Raw genomic sequence first — 19,076 nt, 5'->3', positions numbered from 1 at the left:
GTGCGATGAACGATCGCGCAGGTACCCCCGCCACCGAAGCAGATCTGATCGACGTCCCGTCGCTCATCGACGCGTACTACACGCTGAAGCCGGACGTCTCGATCCCCGAGCAGCGGGTGGTGTTCGGCACCTCCGGCCACCGCGGCTCCTCGCTGAACACCGCGTTCAACCAGGACCACATCGCCGCCACCACGCAGGCGATCGTCGAGTACCGAGCGGGCCAGGGCATCACCGGGCCGCTCTTCATCGGCTCCGACACCCACGCGCTCAGCGGGCCGGCGCAGACGACGGCCCTCGAGGTCCTGGTCGCCAACGGCGTGCGCGTCCTGGTCGACGAGTTCGACGACTTCGTGCCGACCCCCGCGCTCAGCCACGCGATCCTCAAGTACAACGCCGAGGGCAACGGCGACCAGGCGGACGGCATCGTCGTCACGCCCAGCCACAACCCGCCGGCCGACGGCGGCTTCAAGTACAACCCCCCGCACGGCGGACCTGCCGACTCCGACGCGACCTCCTGGATCGCGAACCGCGCCAACGAGCTCATCGCCGGCGGGCTGCACGACGTGAAGATGGCGGAACCGTCCGCGGTCGAGACGTACAACTTCCGCGGCAACTACGTCGACGACCTGAAGCACATCATCAACCTCGACGCCATCAAGCGCAGCGGGATCCGCATCGGTGCCGACCCCCTCGGCGGTGCGAGCGTCCACTACTGGCAGGCGATCGCCGACCGCTACGAGATCGACCTCACCGTCGTGAACCCGCACGTCGACCCGGCCTGGGCGTTCATGACGCTCGACTGGGACGGCAAGATCCGCATGGACCCGTCGTCGCCCTCCGCCATGGCGGCGCTCGTCGCACGACGCGACGAGTTCGACCTCCTCACCGGCAACGACGCCGACGCGGACCGCCACGGCATCGTCACGCCCGACGCCGGGCTCATGAACCCCAACCACTACCTCGCCGTCGCGATCGACTACCTCTACGCGAACCGGCCGGGTTGGCGCGACGACGCAGCGGTGGGCAAGACCCTCGTGTCGTCGTCGGTCGTCGACCGCGTGGCCGAGTCCCTCGGACGCCGCCTCTGGGAGGTCCCGGTCGGCTTCAAGTGGTTCGTCCCCGGTCTCGTCGACGGCTCGGTCGGCTTCGGTGGCGAGGAGAGCGCCGGCGCGAGCTTCCTCCGCTTCGACGGCTCGGTGTGGACCACCGACAAGGACGGCATCCTCCTCTGTCTGCTCGCCGCCGAGATCCTCGCCGTGACGGGCAAGACCCCTTCGGTGCTCTACCGCGAACTGACCGAGCGCTTCGGCGACCCCGTGTACGAGCGCGTCGATGCCGCGGCCTCGAAGGAACAGAAGACGCGGCTCGGCAAGCTCGACGGCGACGCCATCACGGCGACCGAGCTCGCCGGCGACCCGATCGTCGCGAAGCTCAGCCATGCGCCGGGCAACGACGCGGCCATCGGCGGCGTCAAGGTCGTGACCGAGCACGCGTGGTTCGCCGCGCGTCCGTCCGGCACCGAGGACGTCTACAAGATCTACGCCGAGTCGTTCAAGGGTGCGGAGCACCTCAAGCTCGTCCAGGCGGAGGCGAAGCAGATCGTCGACGCCGCCCTCGGCGCCTAGGCGACCGGCACTTCGACAGGCTCAGTGACCGGGCCCCGGTCACCGAGCCGGCACCCGGTCCCTGAGCCTGTCGAAGGGCTAGTTCAGGTATCCGGGAGCCGCCGGGAGCCCGAAGAACTCCTCGAGCGTCGTGACGCCCGTGTTGTGCATCTCGGTCGCGAGCGGCACGCCGATGTAGCGGTAGTGCCACGGCTCGAACGAGAAGCCGGTGACGTCGACCTTGTCGGCCGGGTACCGCAGGAGGAACCCGAAGCGGTAGGCGTTCGCGGCGAGCCACTGGCCCTCCGCCGTGTCGCCGAAGCAGGTGTTGAGCGAGCAGTTGCCGCTCTCGGCTCCGATGTCCATCGTCCAGCCGGTCTGGTGCTCGCTGTAGCCGGGGCGCGCGGTCGTCGAATCGTCGGGTTCACTGTCGTACACCGACACCTGGCTCGAGTAGCTGCGGTACGCACTGTTCGAAGCGAGCGACAGGCCGGCCTCGGCGGAGGCGGTGTCGAACAGCTGCACGATCGCGGCGGCGGCCTCGGCACGCAACAGCGGGTCCCACGTGTGGGCGACAGGGACGGACACGAGGTCCGGCGGCGTGTAGTCGACCGGGTTCAGCGGTCGGGTCTTGTTGACGACCACCCACGGGCTCAGCGGGTCGTCGATCGAGTAGGCGGCTTTGTCGAACGCCGGCGGGGCAGGGGGCGCGACCGGCACCGTCTCCGTCGGCGTCGGCGTGGGGGTCGGCGTCGGGGTGACGGACGGGGTCGCGCTCGGTGTCTTCGTGGCGGCGGCCGGGGTGGGCGTGGCGCCGCCGGCGATGTTGACGACGAGCACCACGAGCAGGATCGCGAGCGCGGCGGCCAGGACGCTCAACGCGATCACGCGGTTGCGTCGGACGCGCCGCGAAACCGGGCGTCGGTGGGAGGGCTGGTGGGCTGCGGTCACACGTCGAGCCTAACCGCGACACGGCGCATACGCCTCTGCCACACTGTCGACAGGCTTGCACACCGGACGAGGGGCCCGACCATGACTGCAGGGACGCCAGCACACCACGCGCCGACGCACCGGAAGCGCCCGCGGTTCCGTCGGCTCCTGACCGCGGCCGCCGTCGTGATCGGTCTCGGCCTCGCCGTCGCGGTCATCGCGGCCATCACCCCGTGGCCGTCCGCGCTCCTCATCCGCTCGGTGTTCGAACGCGGCGGTGCTGCGACGGTCGCCGAGATGGAACCGTACGTCCCCGACACGAAGCTCACGGAGTTCCGCGACATCGCGTACGCGGCACCGAGCGGCGGCCGACCACAGGTGGACACCACCCTCGACGTCTTCACCCCAGCGGACGGCACCGAACCGCTGACCACGATCGTCTGGATCCACGGCGGCGCCTGGATCTCCGGCGAGAAGGGCAACGTCGAGCCCTACCTCCGCATTCTCGCGGCTGAGGGGTACACGACGATCGCGGTCAACTACACGATCGCTCCCGAGGCCGTCTATCCGACGGCCGTGAACCAACTCAACGACGCCCTCGCGTACATCTCGGAGCACGCCGCCGAGTGGAACGGGAACCCGGACCGCCTGGTGCTCGCGGGCGACTCAGCGGGATCGCAGCTCGCCAGCCAGCTCGCCGTCCTCACGACCAACCCCGACTACGCGACGCTGTCGGGCATGACGCCTGGTATCGACGCCGACCAGCTCGTCGGGACGATCCTCAACTGCGGGGTCTACGACCTACCCTCGATGGCTGAGCTCGACGGCATCGGCGCCTGGGGCCTGCAGACCGCCCTCTGGGCCTACGCGGGCACGAAGGACTGGTCGGAGACGTCGACCGGTGCGCTCATGTCGACGATCGACTTCGTCACCGCCGACTTCCCGCCGACCTTCATCACGGGCGGGAACGGCGACGCCCTCACCTGGCTGCAGTCGGTCCCGATGAGCAGTGCCCTCGAGGACGCCGGCGTCGACGTCACGAAGCTCTTCTGGGCCGCGGACCACGAGCCGGCGCTCCCCCACGAGTACCAGTTCCACCTCGACCTCGACGACGCCCATGTTGCGCTCACGGCCACCCTGGACTACCTCGCGGCGCTCGACGCGAACCTTGACGCAGCGCCGACCTCCACGCCCTGACCGAAGCGGTTGCCGCGGAACTTGCGCCGGGTGTAAGTTTGCACACTACGCAAAATCCCCAACGTCGGTGCGCCCGCAAACCGGCGCGCCCAGAGTCGAACGAGACCGCATGTCATCCAGTTCCCCCGCCTCGACCGAGCCGTCGGGATCCGCCCCCGTCCTCAGCCACCGGCAGATCCTCTTCATCATCTTCGGCCTCATGGCCGGGATGTTCCTCTCCGCGCTCGACCAGACCATCGTCGGCACCTCGATGCGCACGATCGCCGACGACCTCGACGGCATGGCCCTCCAGGCGTGGGTCACCACCGCGTACCTGATCACCTCGACCGTCTCGACGCCGATCTACGGCAAGCTGTCCGACATCTTCGGCCGCCGCCCGCTGTTCATCATCGCGATCTCGATCTTCCTCATCGGCTCGCTCCTCGCCGGCATGTCCGGTTCGATGTACGAGCTGGCGATCTTCCGTGCCATCCAGGGCCTCGGCGCCGGTGGCCTCATGGCCCTGCCGCTGACGATCATGGGTGACATGCTCGCCCCGCGCGAGCGCGCCAAGTACCAGGGGTACTTCCTCGCGGTCTTCGGCGTCTCGAGCGTCATCGGCCCGCTGATCGGCGGTCTGTTCGCCGGTGCCCCCGAGCTGCTGTTCATCACCGGTTGGCGCTGGGTCTTCCTCATCAACCTGCCGATCGGCGTCATCGCGCTCGCGATCGTCCTCCGCTTCCTGCACATCCCGCACACGCGCCACAGCGTCCGCATCGACTGGTGGGGTGCCGCCACGGTCGTCCTCGCCGTCGTGCCCCTGCTGCTCGTCGCCGAGCAGGGCCGCATCTGGGGCTGGGCCTCGGCCGGGTCCATCGCCTGCTACGCCATCGGGGTCGCCGGCATCATCGGGTTCATCCTCGTCGAGCGGGCCATGGGCGACGACGCACTCATCCCCCTGAAGCTGTTCAAGAACTCGACCTTCCGGGTCGCCACGATCCTCGGTGTGCTCGTCGGGTTCGGCATGTTCGGCGCCATGATGACGGTGCCGCTGTTCCTGCAGCTCGTCGAGGGCGCGACGCCGACCGAGTCCGGTCTGCTGATGCTGCCGATGATCCTCGGCCTCATGATCTCGTCGATCGCGAGCGGCCAGATCATCGCCCGGACCGGCAAGTACAAGGCGTTCCCGATCGTCGGCACCTTCCTGCTCCTGAGCGGCTTCTTCTACTTCAGCTTCGCGACGGCGGACAAGCCGGTCTGGTGGATGATGGGCGGCATGCTGCTCGTCGGCCTCGGACTCGGCCAGCTGATGCAGACGCTGACGATCGCCAGCCAGAACGCCGTCGAGGCACGCGACATCGGGGTGGCGACGAGCTCGTCGACCTTCTTCCGCCAGATCGGTGGAACGTTGGGCACGGCCGTCATCTTCTCCGTGCTCTACACGCGACTCCCCGACACGATCGGTGCGGCGTTCAAGGACCCGACGCTGCTCGCGAACGCCCAGGCTGCAGCACAGGACCCTGCCGTGCTCTCCGATCCCGCCAACAAGGGCATCCTGGACGTGCTCTCCAAGGTGCAGTCCGGCGGCTCGGCCGGTTCCGCGCTCGACGGCGACACCTCGTTCCTCGTCGGTGCGAACCACGACCTGGCCGCGCCGTTCCTCACGGGGTTCGCGGATGCGACCGTGACCGTGTTCTGGGTGAGCTTCGCGGTGGTCGCCGTCGCGTTCGTGCTGAGCTGGTTCCTCAAGGCGCCGCCGCTGCGGGCGAAGTCCGCGCTGCAGGAGCGCACCGACGCCCAGGCTGCGGAGGACGCCGAGGACGAGTTGTCGCTCGCCGCCCAGCGTGCCGCCGAGCTGGCGGGGTCGCAGCTGTCACCCGACACCGCGAGCAACCGCGTCGTCGATCCCTCCGCCCGTCGCTGACCGTCGTTCGTCGGTTCGCCAGCGCACCGCGCTGACGTGAGCGCGGGGTGACCGCCGCCAGCGCACCGCGCTGACGGGGTCATCCGGGTGTCAGCGCGGTGCGCTGACGTGACCGCTGTCGAATCGGCGTCACCGCGGCCCCAGCGCGTGAGCGCGCCCCTCCGGAGGGGCGCGCTCACGCCGCAGACCCGCGCTCGCGTCAGCGCACCGCGCTGGCGCCACACCCCACCGACACCCAAGACCAGCATGAGAGCGCTCTCAGCAGGCGATAGCATGGGCGTGCACCCAGCCACGAGGAGCTTCGATGACGCACGCCCCCCAGCCCACCACCCGTCCGACCCTGATCCTGCCGCCGTTCCTCTGGGGTTCCGCCACCGCGGCCGCCCAGGTCGAGGGAGCAGCACACGAGGACGGCAAGGAGGACTCCATCTGGGACGCCTTCGCCCGGGTGCCCGGAGCGATCGCCAACGGTGACGACCTCGAGGTCGCCGTCGACCACTACCACCGCACCGCCGGCGACATCGCGATCATGTCCGAGCTGGGCCTCGACGCCTACCGCTTCTCCACGAGCTGGGCGCGCATCAAGCCGGGTGACCGCGACGTCAATCCCGCCGGCCTCGACTTCTACAGTCGCCTCGTCGACCAGCTCCTCGACGCCGGCATCCTCCCCTGGCTCACCCTGTACCACTGGGACCTCCCGCAGGCGCTCGAGGAACAGGGCGGCTGGACGAACCGCGACACCGCCCTGCGCTTCGTCGACTACGCCGAGGCGACCTACGAGGCGCTCGGCGACCGCGTCCAGCACTGGACGACCTTCAACGAACCGTTCTGCTCCTCCTTGCTCGGCTATGCGGTCGGCGTGCACGCACCCGGCCGACGCGACGAGGCCGCCGCACTCGCCGCCATCCACCACCAGCACCTCGCCCACGGCCTGGCGACCACGCGCCTCCGCGAGCTCGGAGCCGAGCAGATCGGCATCACCCTCAACCTCACCAATGCGATCCCGGCGGACCCCACCGACCCGGCCGACGTCGACGCCGCCCGCCGCGTCGACGGCATCATGAACCGCATCTTCCTCGAACCGATCGTCCTCGGTGCGTACCCGGCCGACGTCGCCCAGGACCTCGAGGGCCTCGGCCTCGACACGCTCGTCCACGACGGCGACCTCGAGACCATCTCCGCCCCGATCGACTTCCTCGGCGTCAACCACTACCACGACGACCTCGTGTCGGGTCACCCCGACGACTCCGGCGCCGACGGCGGCCACTCCGGTGCGACCGAGCGCGAGGCCGGTTCGCCGTGGCTCGCCTCGCCCGACATCTCCTTCCCGAGCCGTGGACTCCCGCGCACCGCGATGGTCTGGGAGGTGCACCCCGCCGGCCTCCGCACCCTGCTCGTCCGGCTCGGCCGCGAGTACCCGACGCTGCCGCCGCTGTACGTCACCGAGAACGGCGCGGCCTACGACGACGTCGTCGCGGAGGACGGCCGCATCCACGACGTCGACCGCGACGCCTTCATCCAGGACCACATCGACCAGGTGGAACTCGCGATCGCCGACGGCGCAGACGTGCGCGGCTACTTCGTCTGGTCACTGCTCGACAACTTCGAGTGGGCGTACGGCTACGACAAGCGGTTCGGGATCGTGCGGGTCGACTACGACACGCAGGAGCGCACGATCAAGGACAGCGGACTCGCGTACGCGCGCCGCCTCGCCGCCTCGCGTGTGGTGCCCGCCGTGGCGGAGCTTCCCTGACGCAGGAACACTCCGGCGTGTCGCGATCGAGGGGCCGCGACACGCCGGTCACCTCCTGAGGAGCGGCACCGGCCACGGACGTCCAGACGCCCGGCGATACACTGCACTCGGCACGCTCACCCGCTCGGAAGGGGACGATGATGCAGTCCGGTCAAGGAGCCCCGACGCTCGAGATGGTGGCGGCACGCGCAGGCGTCTCCCGCGCGACCGTGTCGCGCGTCGTCAACGGCTCGCCGAAGGTCACGGCCGAGGTCGTCGCCGTCGTCAACGAGGCGATCGCCGCGCTCGACTACGTCCCGAACCGCGCCGCCCGGTCGCTGGCCTCCCGCCGCACCCAGGTCATCGCGCTCGTCGTCCCGGAGTCGACCGCCCGGGTGTTCTCGGACCCCTTCTTCGCGTCGGTCGTGCAGGGAGTGGCCCTCGAGCTGGCGGAGACCGACTACACGCTCAACCTCCTCATCGCGAGTGAGGCGAACTCCGAGAAGACCCGCCGATACCTGCTCGGCGGCAACGTCGACGGCGCGCTCGTCGTGTCACACCACAGCGGTGACCACTCGTACACCCGGCTCGGCCAGGAGCTCCCGATCGTGTTCGGAGGTCGCCCCATGGGTGCCGACGTCGTCGACAGCACCTACGTCGACGTCGACAACGTCGAGGGCGCGAGGACCGCTGCCCGTCACCTCATCGAGGCCGGCAGGACGCGGATCGCGACGATCGCGGGCCGACAGGACATGCCGGGTGGGGTCGACCGACTCGCCGGGTGGCGCACAGAGCTCGAGCTCGCGGGTCTCCCACACGACCTCGTCGAGGTGGGCGACTTCTCCCCCGCCGACGGCGCTGCCGCGATGCGGCGTCTCCTCGCGCGCGGCGTGCCCATCGACGGACTCTTCGCCGCGAACGACCAGATGGCCGCCGGCGCCTACTCCGTCATCCGTGAAGCCGGCCTGACGATCCCCGGCGACATCGCCGTCGTGGGCTACGACGACGACCGCTACGGCGAGACCGCAGCTCCGCCGCTCACGACCATCGCACAGTCGCCCGTCGACCTCGGCGCCGAGATGGCGAGGGTGCTCGTCCGTCGCCTCGCCGGCGAGCCGGTCGAGCGCGTCACGATGATGCCGACCCGCCTCGTCCCACGCGCCTCCGTCTGACCCTCCCCGCCAGCCCGCGAACTGTCACCAGACGACAGTCCCGGGCGCAGCGACTGTGCTGAACTGACAGTTCGCGGCCTAGGAGAGGCGGGCGCGGATGATCTCGATCGCCTGCGGGTTCTCGTCGACGAGGACGTACCGACGGCCGAGCGCCTTCGCGACCGCCCCCGTCGTGCCGCTGCCGGCGAAGAAGTCGAGCACCCAATCGCCCTCGCGGGAGGACGCCTGCACGATGCGACGCAGGATCCCTTCCGGCTTCTGCGTCGGGTAGCCGGTCTTCTCGCGACCGGTCGGCGACACGATCGTGTGCCACCAGACGTCGGTGGGCAGCTTGCCGCGTGCCGCCTTCTCCGCGGTGACGAGCCCGGGCGCCATGTAGGGCTCGCGATCGACGGTCGCGTTGTCGAAGTGGTACCCCTTCGGGTCCTTCACATAGACGAGGATCGTGTCGTGCTTCGTCGGCCAGCGGCTCTGCGCCTTCGCGCCGTAGTCGTAGGCCCAGATGATCTCGTTGAGGAAGCACTCCCGGCCGAAGAGGGCGTCGAGGAGCACCTTCGCGTAGTGCGCCTCGCGGTAGTCGAGGTGGAGGTAGAGGGTGCCGTCGGTGGCCAGGACGCGCCAGGCCTCGACGAGTCGCGGCTCGAGGAAGCCCCAGTAGTCGTCGAAGGCGTCGTCGAAGCGTCGGAGGTCGCCGCGGATGCGCTCGTACGCCTGCCCCTTGAATCCGGCGAAACGGTTCACCCCCGTCTCAGCGGTGCGCACCGAGGTCGAGGAGTGGCGACGCTGCACGCGGCCGGTGTTGAACGGCGGGTCGAGATAGATGAGCGTGAACGACTCGTCGGGCAGCTGCGCCACGACGTCGAGGTTGTCGCCCTCGAGGACGAGGTCGGGGCCGTCCGGGGTCCATCGCAGCGGCACTTCATCGGCTGCTGCGGCGAGGGACATGTGCCTATTCTGGCAGCCAGCAGCCCGCACACCCGGGAAGGAACGATCGGCCCCGCGCGTTGTACCGCGTATGACCACGGAGTTCGCCAACGAGACCGATGCCCAGCGCTACACCATGCACGTCGACGGCCAGCTGGTGAGCGTCGTCGACTACCGGATCTCGGGCGACTCGATCTCGTTCCCCCGCACCTTCACCACGCCGCCCTTCCGCGGCAAGGGGTACGCGGGCGAACTCGTCGCCTACGCGGTCGACGACGTCGAGCAGCACAGCGACCGTCGGATCGTCCCGATGTGCTGGTACGTGGGCGAGTGGTTCGACGCGCACCCCGAGCGACAGGACCTCCTCACCCGCTCAGCCGGCTAGCCACCAGCGCGTCACCCACCGGTCACCTGGCGGTTACGCGCGGGGACTAGCGTCCCGACCATGCAGCAGCTCGTCTCGCACTACGCCCCGCCGCCCGCACTCGACCAGGTCGACGGCTACCAGGTGGTCGACGTCGACGACGACGACCCCATCCTGCTCGACGCCGCCGGCAGCCACATCGACACGTGGCGCGAGGGCTACCCGTACGCCGAGCGCATGTCGCGAGAGCAGTACGAGAGCGACAAGCGACTGCTCCAGATCGAGCTGCTGAAGCTGCAGAACTGGATCAAGGCGAACGACCGTCGGCTGGTCGTCGTGTTCGAGGGACGCGACGCGGCCGGCAAGGGCGGCACGATCAAGCGCTTCACCGAGCACCTCAACCCGCGCGGCGCCCGCGTCGTCGCGCTGGAGAAGCCCACCACCCGCGAGTCCACGCAGTGGTACTTCCAGCGCTACGTCCAGCACCTGCCGGCCGCCGGCGAGATCGTGCTGTTCGACCGGTCCTGGTACAACCGCGCGGGCGTCGAACGCGTGATGGGGTTCTGCACCCCGGCGCAGTACGACGAGTTCATGCGCCAGGCCCCGCTGTTCGAACAGATGCTCGTCGGCGACGGCGTCGACCTCGTGAAGTTCTGGTTCTCCGTCTCCGCCGACGAGCAGCGCACGCGCTTCGCGATCCGCCAGGTCGACCCGGTGCGACAGTGGAAGCTCTCCCCGATGGACCTGGCCTCCCTCGACAAGTGGGGCGACTACACCCGCGCGAAGGAGGCGATGCTCGAGGCGACGGACACGGCCGACGCCCCGTGGACGATCGTCAAGAGCAACGACAAGAAGCGCGCCAGGGTCGAGGCGATGCGGCACGTGCTGCACCGCTTCGACTACGACAACAAGGACCACGAGGTCGTGGGCACGCCCGACACCAACATCGTGGGGCCCGCCGCCTCGGTCTACGAGCGCGGCGAGCGCGGCGAGCGCAACGTCGGCGACTGAACCGGACGCCGGGCCGCAGCGCCCGCTATCCTCTGGATCATGCAGCCGAAACCGTCACCGTTGCGACGCCTCACCTCGTCGAGCGCGATCTACGGCACCGTCGTCTACGCCGGCCTCGTCGGCGCGTCGAGCGTGTACGAGGAGGACGACGTCGAGCAGGTGCTCATCACGAGTGCGCTGACCCTCATCGTGTTCTGGCTCGCGCACGTCTACTCGGCCGCCCTCGCGCACCACGGTGACGACCGGCACGAGGCGCTGGTGACGCTCGGAGCGTCGATCAGGCACGGGTTCCAGGAGTCGTCCGGGATGCTCCTGTCCGCCGTCCTCCCGACGATCCCGCTCGTGTTCGGCGTCGCCGGTGTGCTCAGCCATGAGCACGCCGTGATCCTGGCGTTGCAGGTGTCCACGCTGATGCTCTTCGTGCTCGGCTGCGCGGCCTTCGTGGTGCGCGGGTCACGCTGGTGGTGGTGTCTCCTCGGCGGCGTCGCGACGGCCCTGTTCGGGATCGTGATCATCCTGCTCGAGGCCGGCACCCACTAGTCCGGCCCGAGACGGGTCCCGAACGGCTGGTGTCGAGCGTCCGGGCCGACCGTTCGGGACCCCTCGCGAGCTCAGCGGCGGGCGGCGAGCGCTTTCGCGGACTGCTGCGCGGCGCGCCGGACCTCGCGGTCGGGGTCGCGGAGGAGCGCCTCGAGGAGCGGCTTGGCGTCGTCACCACCGACGACGGCGAGCGCCCGGGCTCCGGCTGCGCGCACGCGGGCGTGGTCGTCGCTCAGCAGTGGCGCGATCGCGGCGACGTCGCCGATCCGACGCTCGGCGCAGACGCGTGCGGCCATCTCCCGGACGCGCCAGGCCTGGTTGCCGAGTGCTCCGACGACGGGCGCGGTCGCCGAGTCGTCCCACACGTGCAGCAGGGCACGGGTGCCCCAGAGCTCGGGCCAGTACAGCGCGGGCGCTCCGCCGAGGATGCCCTCGGCGTGGTGTCCGCCGACGACGCGGAGGAAGTCCTCACCCTCGTAGCGACCGGCGAGGAGGGACACGCAGCGTTCGACGACCCGGGTCTCGCTCTCGGCGGCCACCGCGTCGGCGAGCCGTTGCTCGAGGGACGCCTGCGTGGCGGGGGTCGACGGGTCGGGTGTCTCGTTCTGCGCTGTCATCGTCCCCCCACCCTAGCCCGCGAGCTGTCACCAACGGTGGGTGATGCAGGCCCACACCCGCCACTGGTGACAGTTCGCGGGCTGCAGCAGGTTACGGGACGCGGGTGAGCCAGGCGTCGGTGGCGAACTTGTCGGCGACGAGCTGCTCGGCGGCGGAGCGCTCGGCGGCGGTGACGTGGCCGGGGGTCGCGCCGGTGATCTCGACGAAGGTGTCCTTCATGCGATCGATGATCTCGGCCCGCGAGAGCCCGGTCTGGCTGCGGAGCGGGTCGACGCGTTTGGCGGCCGAGGTGGTGCCCTTGTCGCTGAGCTTCTCCCGCCCGATGCGGAGCACCTGGGTCATGAGTTCGCCGTCCATGTCGTAGCTCATCGTGACGTGGTGCAGCACGGCGCCGTTCCCGAGCCGCTTCTGCGCGGCACCGCCGATCTTGCCCGACGGGCTCGTGATGTCGTTGAGCGGCTGGTACGTCGCCTCGATGCCGAGCGAGCGCAGGGCGACGAGCACCCAGTCGTCGAGGTAGGCGTAGGAGTCGGCGAAGGTCATGCCGTTCACGAGCTCGGCCGGCACGTAGAGCGAGTAGGTGATGATGCCACCGCGCTGCATCATCATCGCGCCGCCGCCCGAGACGCGGCGGACGACCTCGAAGCCGTTCGCCTTGGCGTTGTCGAGGTCGACCTCGTTCTTGAGCGACTGGAAGCTGCCGATGACGACGGCCGACTGGTCCCACTCCCAGATGCGGAGCGTCGGACCGCGGCGGCCCTCGCCGACCTCGTTCGTCAGGACCTCGTCGAGCGCCAGGTGGAGTTGCGGAGACACCGAGCCCTCGTGGATGAGCTGCCAGTCGTAGTCGCCCCAGCCCGTCGCCTTCGCAAGGGAGCGGCGAATTGCCGTCGCGACGGCCTCGGGCGTGAAGCCGAGGAGCACGGCGTCCTCGGGCAGGGCACCGCGGATGGCGGCGGCGAGGCCTGCGGCGTCCGTGGTGGCGGGGAGTCCCGTGACGGCGCGGTCGATCAGCGCGAGTGCGTCGTCGGGTTCGAGAAAGAAGTCGCCGGCGAGGCGGAAGTCCGCGATGCGGTCGTCGACCACCTCGAGATCGACGACGACGAGCTTGCCACCCGGGACCTTGTACTCACCATGCATGCCCCCAGCCTATTCCTGGACGGCGTCCGGATTCCCCGGAAGGGGCGTCGAACCGGGTCAGGAGTCGAAGCCGATACCGAAGCGGTCCATCACCTTCAGGAGCAGGCCGTCGCGGCCCTCGTTCGCGTCGGAACGGGCGACCGCGCGGCGGACGGTCTGGATCGCGGGGTTCGCGATGGGCTCCGGCGGGATGGGGATCGGCTTGGACCGGACCATCTTCAGGCGGGTCAGCTCGGTCGACTCGCCGCTCAGCAGATCGAGCATGACCTTCGCCCCGAAGCGCGTCGCTCCGACCCCGAGCCCGGTGAACCCGGCGCTGTAGGCGACGCGTCCGCCGAGTGCCGTGCCCTGGAACGCCGAGAGCCGCGAACACATGTCGATCATGCCGCCCCACGCGTGGGTGAACCGGACGTCGAGTTGTGGGTAGGTCGTGAAGAAGTGGTCGGCGAGGGTCTCGAACGTCTCGCGGCGCTGATCGTGCTCCGGCCGGATCCTGCCACCCCGGTGGTAGACCGCGTCGAAGCCGCCGTAGAGGATGCGGTCATCGGCGGACCGGCGGGAGTAGTGGAACTCGCGACTCGAATCGGCGATGCCGAAGCGGTCCGTCCACCCGATGCTCTCGAGCTGCTCCGGGGAGAGCGGCTCGGTCATGAGCACGTAGTCGTACACGGGGATCGTCAGGAGCTCCGTGCGCTTGAGGAGCGACGGGAAGCCGTTGGTGGCGAGCGCGACCTGCCGAGCCTGCACCCCACCCTGCTTCGTGGTCACCGCGACGCCGTCGCCCGAGCGTCGTAGCCGGGTCGCCGGGGTGTGCTCGAAGACCCGCACACCAGGCTCGATGCACGCGCGCTTCAAGCCCCAGGCGAGCTTCGCCGGGTGGACGAGCGCGGTGCTCTTCCACTCGCGCTGACCGGCCAGGTACACCGGCGAGTGCACGAGCGCCTGGACGGCCTCGCGATCGAGGAAGACGCCGTCCCCCGACACCTCGCGCAGCGCGTCCACCTGATGCGGCTCGGTCGCGACCGTGAGCACACCGGTGTGCTCGAACTCGGCGTCGATCCCGAGGCGGTCGAGCGTGGCGACGAACTCGTCGAAGTTCTCGTCCGCCAGGCGATCGAGCTCCGGCAGTTCGTCGGCGAAGTGGCGCTCGCCGTTGTCGACGCCGTGGGTGAGGCTCTCCTCGAAGAAGCCGCCGTTCCGGCCACTCGCCGCCCAGCCGACCTCCTTGCCCTCGACGAGCACGACGTCACGCGAGGGGTCGGCCTCCTTGGCGATGAGCGCTGTCCACAGTCCGGAGTAGCCGCCACCAACGACCAGCAGATCCGCCGTGATCTGGCCGACGAGTCGGGGCTCCGGCGTCGGCCGGTCGGGGCTGTCGAGCCAGTACGGGACCGTGCTCGCGCCCGCCAGCGACCGCGCGATGCGCTCCGCCGAGTTCCGTCTGCGGTGGCTGTAGGTGGGTCCGTCCGAGGTCACCGGGTCTCCTCTGCGTCGAGTGTGGGTGCCGCGACTGTACCCCGCGGCCCCTGAGCTTGTCGAAGGGTGGTGGCGGTCGCTGCCCTTCGACAAGCTCAGGGACCGGTTCGCGCGCTCAGGGACCGGTTCGGGCGCCCGGCGACCGGGCGACTCAGGTGCGCTTGTCGAGCCACTCCACGACGTCGCGCTCGACGTCCTCGCGGTTCAACTCGTTGAAGATCTCGTGCCGCGCCTCGGGGTAGATGACGAGCGTCACGTCCGTCAGCTTCGACCGTTTCACGTACGCGTCGCGGAGGAGGGTCAGGCCACGGACACCACCGAGGGAGTCGTCGGATCCACCCAGGATGAGCACCGGAACCGCGCGCGGCAGGCGCTTCGGCGGGCGACCGAGGAAGGCGAACGCCTGGATCGGGTTCCACACGGGGGTGACGCCGATGTCGAAGTTGCGCTCGTCGGCGGCGAACGCGGCCCAGGCGGCCGGGTCTCGGTTGAGCCACTCGAGACCGGTCTTCCCGGTCTTCCGCCAGCGCTTGTTGAGGTCACCGGCGTTGATGACGCCGGGCATCGCGAGCGAGGTGCCCGAGAGGATGAGGAGCTCGTAGAGGTCGTGTTCGGCGACGACCTTCTGCGCCATGAGCGAGCCCCAGCTGTGACCGAGCAACGCGAGCCGCGACTCGGGGAAGCGGGTCCGCAGGTACCTGCCGACGGCGGCGACGGAGTCGATCGCGCCCCGGGTCGTCCGCGGGCCGAGCTTGCCGAGGCCGAGGTGCTCGAGCCCCGTGCGACCATGGCCGCGGTGGTCGTCGGCCGCGACCGTGTACCCCGCGTCGTTGAGCCGTGCGGCGAGGCGCCCGTAGCGGAGGGCGTGCTCCCCCGCACCGTGGGCGATGTGCACGACGGCCCGAGGGTTCGGCACCTCCCACAGGTAGACGTAGACCGTGACGCCGTCGTCGTCGACGATCGTCTCGGTCGCATACGGTCGCGGTTCGACGGGGCGGTTCGCGTCGTCGACGGGTGGCGGAGTCTGCTCGCTCATCCCGCCAGCGTAGGCCCTCGGCCCGTCGGCGTCGCGAGTCCGTTTGCGGTTCCCGGAGGGCAGGCGTACGGTGAACGAGGCCCGAACGGCGGGCCGGCAGGTTTCGACGGAAGCGAGGTGAGCGGCCATGGCTGGTGACAGTACCCGCGCCACCGCATCGACGAGCCGCCTCGCCTCCCTCACCCGGTAGGCGCTGCCACCGCCGGTGCCGAGGCGCCCTCACTCACACCTCCCCGGGTGCGATCCACCGCGATCGCATGCACCCGCGCGGCCGCCGCACGTTCCCGTCGATCGATGGACGGAGACCTCATGGCACTCATCGACAACGGCATCTACGTGACCGGACGGCGCTCGGCGAGCCCGCGATCGCTCGACGCGACGTACGAGCTCCTCAACGAACAGCGCGGTATGGCCTGGATCGGCCTGTACCGCCCCGAACCGTCGGAGATCCGCTCCGTCGCTCAGGAGTTCGACCTGCATCCGCTCGCCGTCGAGGACGCCCTGAAGGGCCATCAGCGGGCGAAGCTCGAGCGCTACGGCGACACGCTGTTCGTCGTCCTGCGTCCCGCCCGCTACCTGGACGAGGAGGAGCGGGTCGAATTCGGCGAGGTGCACCTGTTCGTCGGACCCGGGTTCGTCGTCACGGTCCGCCACGCGGAGAAGCCCGACCTCGGCCAGGTCCGGCGGCGACTCGAAGCCCGGCCCGACATCCTCGCGCTCGGCCCCGACGCCGTCCTGCACGCCGTGCTCGACCAGGTCGTCGACGGCTACGGTCCCGTCGTCGCGGGGCTCGAGAACGACATCGACGAGATCGAGGACGAGCTCTTCGGCGACGCCGCGGACGTCTCGCGTCGCATCTACGAACTGCTGCGCCAGGTCATCGCGTTCCAGCGCGCGACCACGCCCCTGCGGGCGATGCTCCACGGCCTGCTGCAGGGCGCCGACAAGTACGGTCTCGACGAGGAACTGCGCAACGGCTTCCGCGACGTCCTCGACCACACGCTGCGGATCGCGGAGCGCGTCGACTCCTTCCGGCACCTGCTCCGCAACGCGCTGACCGTGCACGCGACGCTCATGACGCAGCAGCAGAACGAGGAGATGCGACGCCTCTCAGAGGCGAGCCTCGCGCAGAACGAGGAGTCGCGTCGGATGAGCGAGACGGCGCTGGCGCAGAACGAGGAGATCAAGCGGATCTCCTCGTGGGCGGCGATCCTCTTCGCCCCGACACTCATCGGCACCGTCTACGGCATGAACTTCGACGACATGCCGGAGCTCCACTGGCAGTTCGGCTACCCGGTCGCGATCGGAGCGATGCTCGTCCTCTCCGGGACCCTGTACGCCATCTTCCGAGCCCGCCGCTGGCTCTGACCGCGCCTCTGCCCTTCGACGGGCTCAGGGACCAAAGGGTCCGCTCCCTGAGCCTGTCGAAGGGCGACGCCTATTTACTTAGCAATACTAATGAGCTAGGCTAATGAATCGTGGCAAGCGGAGCAGCGACGAAGACCAGGGCACTGACGATCGCCGAGCAGGCGTCCGAACTCCGGATGGGCACCTTCCGGCTCGCGAGACGACTGCGCGGAGAGAAGTCGGTCGACGACCTCAGCGATCCGCAGTTCTCCGTCCTCGGAGGGCTCTACAAAGAGGGCTCCGCAACCCTGCGGGCACTGGCCGAACGCGACCGCGTGTCCGCGCCATCCATGAATCGCACCGTCAACTGCCTCGAAGAGGCCGGGTACGTCACCCGAGAAACCGACGCGGCCGACCGCCGGAAGGTCACCATCGCCCTCACCGAAGCGGGCCACACCACCGTCACCGAGACCGTCCGGAAACGCGACGCGTGGATCACCCAGCAGCTGCGCGCGCTCACCCCGGACGAACGCGACACCCTCGCCCGCGCGGCCGAGATCATGAGGAGACTCGCCACCCAGTGAGTGCAATGTTCCGTTCCCTGTCCAGCGTCAACTACCGCATCTGGTTCATCGGCGCCCTCGTGTCGAACGTCGGCGCCTGGATGCAGGCCACCACCCAGAACTGGGTCGTGCTGACCGACCTCACCGACAACGACGCCGTGGCCGTCGGGGCCACCATGGCCCTGCAGTTCGGGCCGCAGCTCGTCCTCGTGCCGATCACCGGTCTCATCGCCGACCGCTTCGACAAGCGGAAGATCCTCATCCTCACCCAGTCGAGCCTCATGCTCCTGGCGTTCGCCCTCGGCGCCCTGCTCATCTTCGGTCACGCCGAGCTGTGGCACATGTACCTCTTCGCGCTGGCCCTCGGCATCATCAACGCCGTCGACGGCCCGGCCCGCCAGACCTTTGTCTCCGAGCTCGTCGACGAGCACAACATGTCGAACGCCGTCGCGCTCAACTCGGCGTCCTTCAACGCGGCGCGCATGGTCGGCCCCGCCATCGCCGGTCTCCTCATCGTCGCGATCGGCTCCGGGTGGGTGTTCGTCGTGAACGCCTTCACCTTCCTCGGCGTCATCGGCGCCCTGTTGGCCCTGCGCACCGGCAAGCTCCGTCGAGCGCCGCGCCCACCGCGGGCTCGAGGACAGTTCGTCGAGGGCTTCCGCTACGTCCGCGGGCGGCCGGACCTCATGGTCGTCTTCGTGATCGTGTTCATCATGGGCGCGTTCGGCATGAACTTCCCGATCTTCGCCTCGACCATGGCCGTCGAGTTCGGCAAGGGCGCGGGCGAATACGGCATCCTCTCGTCGGTGCTCGCGATCGGTTCCCTGACCGGGGCACTCCTCGCGGCGCGGCGGGCGAAGGCCCAGATGCGGATGATCGTCGGCGCGGCCGGGCTCTTCGGGGTCGCTGCACTCACGGCCGCGTTCATGCCGAGCTACTGGTCGTTCGCCGCCGTGCTGATCCTCGTCGGCTTCTCGACGGTGACGCTCCTGACCACCGCGAACGGACTCGTGCAGACCAGCACCGAGGCCGCCGTCCGTGGCCGGGTGATGGCGCTGTACATGGCGATCCTCATGGGTGGCACCCCGATCGGCGCGCCCATCGTCGGGTGGGTGGCGAACACCTTCGGGCCGCGCTGGGCGCTCGGCCTGGGCGCACTCGCCGGCTTCGCCGCCTGCGCCACCGGCCTGGCCTACGGGGTGTTCCGTCATCACCTCCGCCTGCGCGTGGCGCCCGACTCCCGCTGGCGCCTGCAGTTCACCCACGACGGCGTCGTCTCCCCGGTCACGCCGGAGGACTTCTCGGAGCAGATCGCGCTCACCTCGCCGATCCCGCTGCCGAAGCCGAAGTCGCGTGCGAAGGCGCCCGAGCCGCGTCCGGAGTCGCGCCCCGAGTCGTCGCCGGTCGACGAGTCCACGACCCTCACCGGCTCCCGCCGCTAGGCGGTCCTCCGCTCCGACCCGCTCGGCGTTCGCAACTCCTGCATCCTGCGACCGCCGGGGCTCCCGGGCGGGCGGGG

At 69.7% G+C, this 19,076-nt stretch carries 17 protein-coding genes; 11 read left to right on the top strand and 6 right to left on the bottom strand.

The genetic code is table 11. The annotated features are described in order from the left end of the window. Positions 1 to 5 precede the first annotated feature (5 nt). Positions 6 to 1,625, top strand: coding sequence for a phosphoglucomutase (alpha-D-glucose-1,6-bisphosphate-dependent) (gene pgm, locus ITJ66_RS13450; RefSeq protein WP_194644937.1), 1,620 nt, complete (start codon positions 6 to 8; stop codon positions 1,623 to 1,625). Between the two features lie 78 nt (positions 1,626 to 1,703). Here the strand turns inward: pgm and ITJ66_RS13445 are convergent, their stop codons facing one another. After that, entirely contained in the window at positions 1,704 to 2,555 is an 852-nt protein-coding gene (locus tag ITJ66_RS13445) for a M15 family metallopeptidase (RefSeq protein WP_071260628.1), read from the bottom strand. Between the two features lie 81 nt (positions 2,556 to 2,636). On the opposite strand from ITJ66_RS13445, the gene ITJ66_RS13440 reads away from it, so the two are divergent. The 4 genes from ITJ66_RS13440 (at position 2,637) to ITJ66_RS13425 (ending at position 8,538) form a co-directional block, all read left to right on the top strand. Next, positions 2,637 to 3,731 carry an alpha/beta hydrolase gene (locus ITJ66_RS13440; RefSeq protein ID WP_194644936.1) on the top strand — a complete coding sequence of 365 codons (1,095 nt, stop codon included), beginning with the start codon at positions 2,637 to 2,639 and terminating at the stop codon, positions 3,729 to 3,731. A 109-nt stretch (positions 3,732 to 3,840) separates the two neighbouring features. Beyond that, entirely contained in the window at positions 3,841 to 5,634 is a 1,794-nt protein-coding gene (locus ITJ66_RS13435; protein ID WP_137244142.1) for an MDR family MFS transporter, read from the top strand. Between the two features lie 304 nt (positions 5,635 to 5,938). Beyond that, positions 5,939 to 7,387, top strand: coding sequence for a GH1 family beta-glucosidase (locus ITJ66_RS13430; RefSeq protein ID WP_194644935.1), 1,449 nt, complete (start codon positions 5,939 to 5,941; stop codon positions 7,385 to 7,387). A 137-nt stretch (positions 7,388 to 7,524) separates the two neighbouring features. Then, a complete protein-coding gene (locus tag ITJ66_RS13425; RefSeq protein WP_194644934.1) occupies positions 7,525 to 8,538 on the top strand; it encodes a LacI family DNA-binding transcriptional regulator in 1,014 nt (337 codons plus the stop codon). A gap of 78 nt (positions 8,539 to 8,616) precedes the next feature. Here the strand turns inward: ITJ66_RS13425 and ITJ66_RS13420 are convergent, their stop codons facing one another. Then, entirely contained in the window at positions 8,617 to 9,483 is an 867-nt protein-coding gene (locus ITJ66_RS13420; RefSeq protein ID WP_194644933.1) for a site-specific DNA-methyltransferase, read from the bottom strand. Between the two features lie 70 nt (positions 9,484 to 9,553). On the opposite strand from ITJ66_RS13420, the gene ITJ66_RS13415 reads away from it, so the two are divergent. Genes ITJ66_RS13415 through ITJ66_RS13405 form a run of 3 tightly spaced genes read left to right on the top strand, consistent with a single transcriptional unit; the run spans position 9,554 to position 11,377 of the window. Then, positions 9,554 to 9,847: a GNAT family N-acetyltransferase gene (locus tag ITJ66_RS13415; protein WP_071260637.1), complete on the top strand. Its 294-nt coding sequence runs from the start codon at positions 9,554 to 9,556 to the stop codon at positions 9,845 to 9,847. Positions 9,848 to 9,907: 60 nt separating this feature from the next. Next, positions 9,908 to 10,837, top strand: a complete 930-nt coding sequence (gene ppk2, locus ITJ66_RS13410) for a polyphosphate kinase 2 (RefSeq protein WP_194644932.1) — start codon at positions 9,908 to 9,910, stop codon at positions 10,835 to 10,837. A gap of 39 nt (positions 10,838 to 10,876) precedes the next feature. Continuing rightward, positions 10,877 to 11,377 (top strand): hypothetical protein, encoded by a 501-nt coding sequence (locus tag ITJ66_RS13405; protein WP_079706439.1) that lies wholly within the window; start codon positions 10,877 to 10,879, stop codon positions 11,375 to 11,377. 71 nt (positions 11,378 to 11,448) lie between these two features. Here ITJ66_RS13405 and ITJ66_RS13400 read toward each other — a convergent pair whose 3' ends face one another. From ITJ66_RS13400 to ITJ66_RS13385, 4 genes are all read right to left on the bottom strand, one after another. Continuing rightward, entirely contained in the window at positions 11,449 to 11,994 is a 546-nt protein-coding gene (locus ITJ66_RS13400) for a HEAT repeat domain-containing protein (protein WP_137244146.1), read from the bottom strand. Positions 11,995 to 12,085: 91 nt separating this feature from the next. Further along, on the bottom strand, positions 12,086 to 13,135 hold the full coding sequence (locus tag ITJ66_RS13395) for a biotin/lipoate A/B protein ligase family protein (protein WP_137244147.1): 1,050 nt from the start codon (positions 13,133 to 13,135) through the stop codon (positions 12,086 to 12,088). Between the two features lie 57 nt (positions 13,136 to 13,192). Continuing rightward, positions 13,193 to 14,611, bottom strand: coding sequence for an NAD(P)/FAD-dependent oxidoreductase (locus tag ITJ66_RS13390; RefSeq protein WP_370582653.1), 1,419 nt, complete (start codon positions 14,609 to 14,611; stop codon positions 13,193 to 13,195). A gap of 151 nt (positions 14,612 to 14,762) precedes the next feature. Beyond that, a complete protein-coding gene (locus ITJ66_RS13385) occupies positions 14,763 to 15,647 on the bottom strand; it encodes an alpha/beta hydrolase (RefSeq protein ID WP_161578678.1) in 885 nt (294 codons plus the stop codon). A gap of 309 nt (positions 15,648 to 15,956) precedes the next feature. Between ITJ66_RS13385 and ITJ66_RS13380 the strand changes: the two genes are divergently transcribed. The 3 genes from ITJ66_RS13380 (at position 15,957) to ITJ66_RS13370 (ending at position 18,999) form a co-directional block, all read left to right on the top strand. Further along, positions 15,957 to 17,015, top strand: a complete 1,059-nt coding sequence (locus tag ITJ66_RS13380; protein WP_064295772.1) for a magnesium and cobalt transport protein CorA — start codon at positions 15,957 to 15,959, stop codon at positions 17,013 to 17,015. A gap of 110 nt (positions 17,016 to 17,125) precedes the next feature. Continuing rightward, entirely contained in the window at positions 17,126 to 17,578 is a 453-nt protein-coding gene (locus ITJ66_RS13375; protein WP_229939713.1) for a MarR family winged helix-turn-helix transcriptional regulator, read from the top strand. Positions 17,579 to 17,583: 5 nt separating this feature from the next. After that, positions 17,584 to 18,999 (top strand): MFS transporter, encoded by a 1,416-nt coding sequence (locus ITJ66_RS13370; RefSeq protein WP_194644931.1) that lies wholly within the window; start codon positions 17,584 to 17,586, stop codon positions 18,997 to 18,999. The last annotated feature ends 77 nt before the right edge of the window (positions 19,000 to 19,076 follow it).

This window comes from Plantibacter sp. VKM Ac-2885 (genome assembly GCF_015351205.1).
In the GTDB taxonomy this organism is placed as follows: domain Bacteria; phylum Actinomycetota; class Actinomycetes; order Actinomycetales; family Microbacteriaceae; genus Plantibacter; species Plantibacter auratus.
The sequence above is the reverse complement of the archived record's forward strand: the minus strand, read 5'-3'. Positions and strand labels throughout refer to the sequence as shown.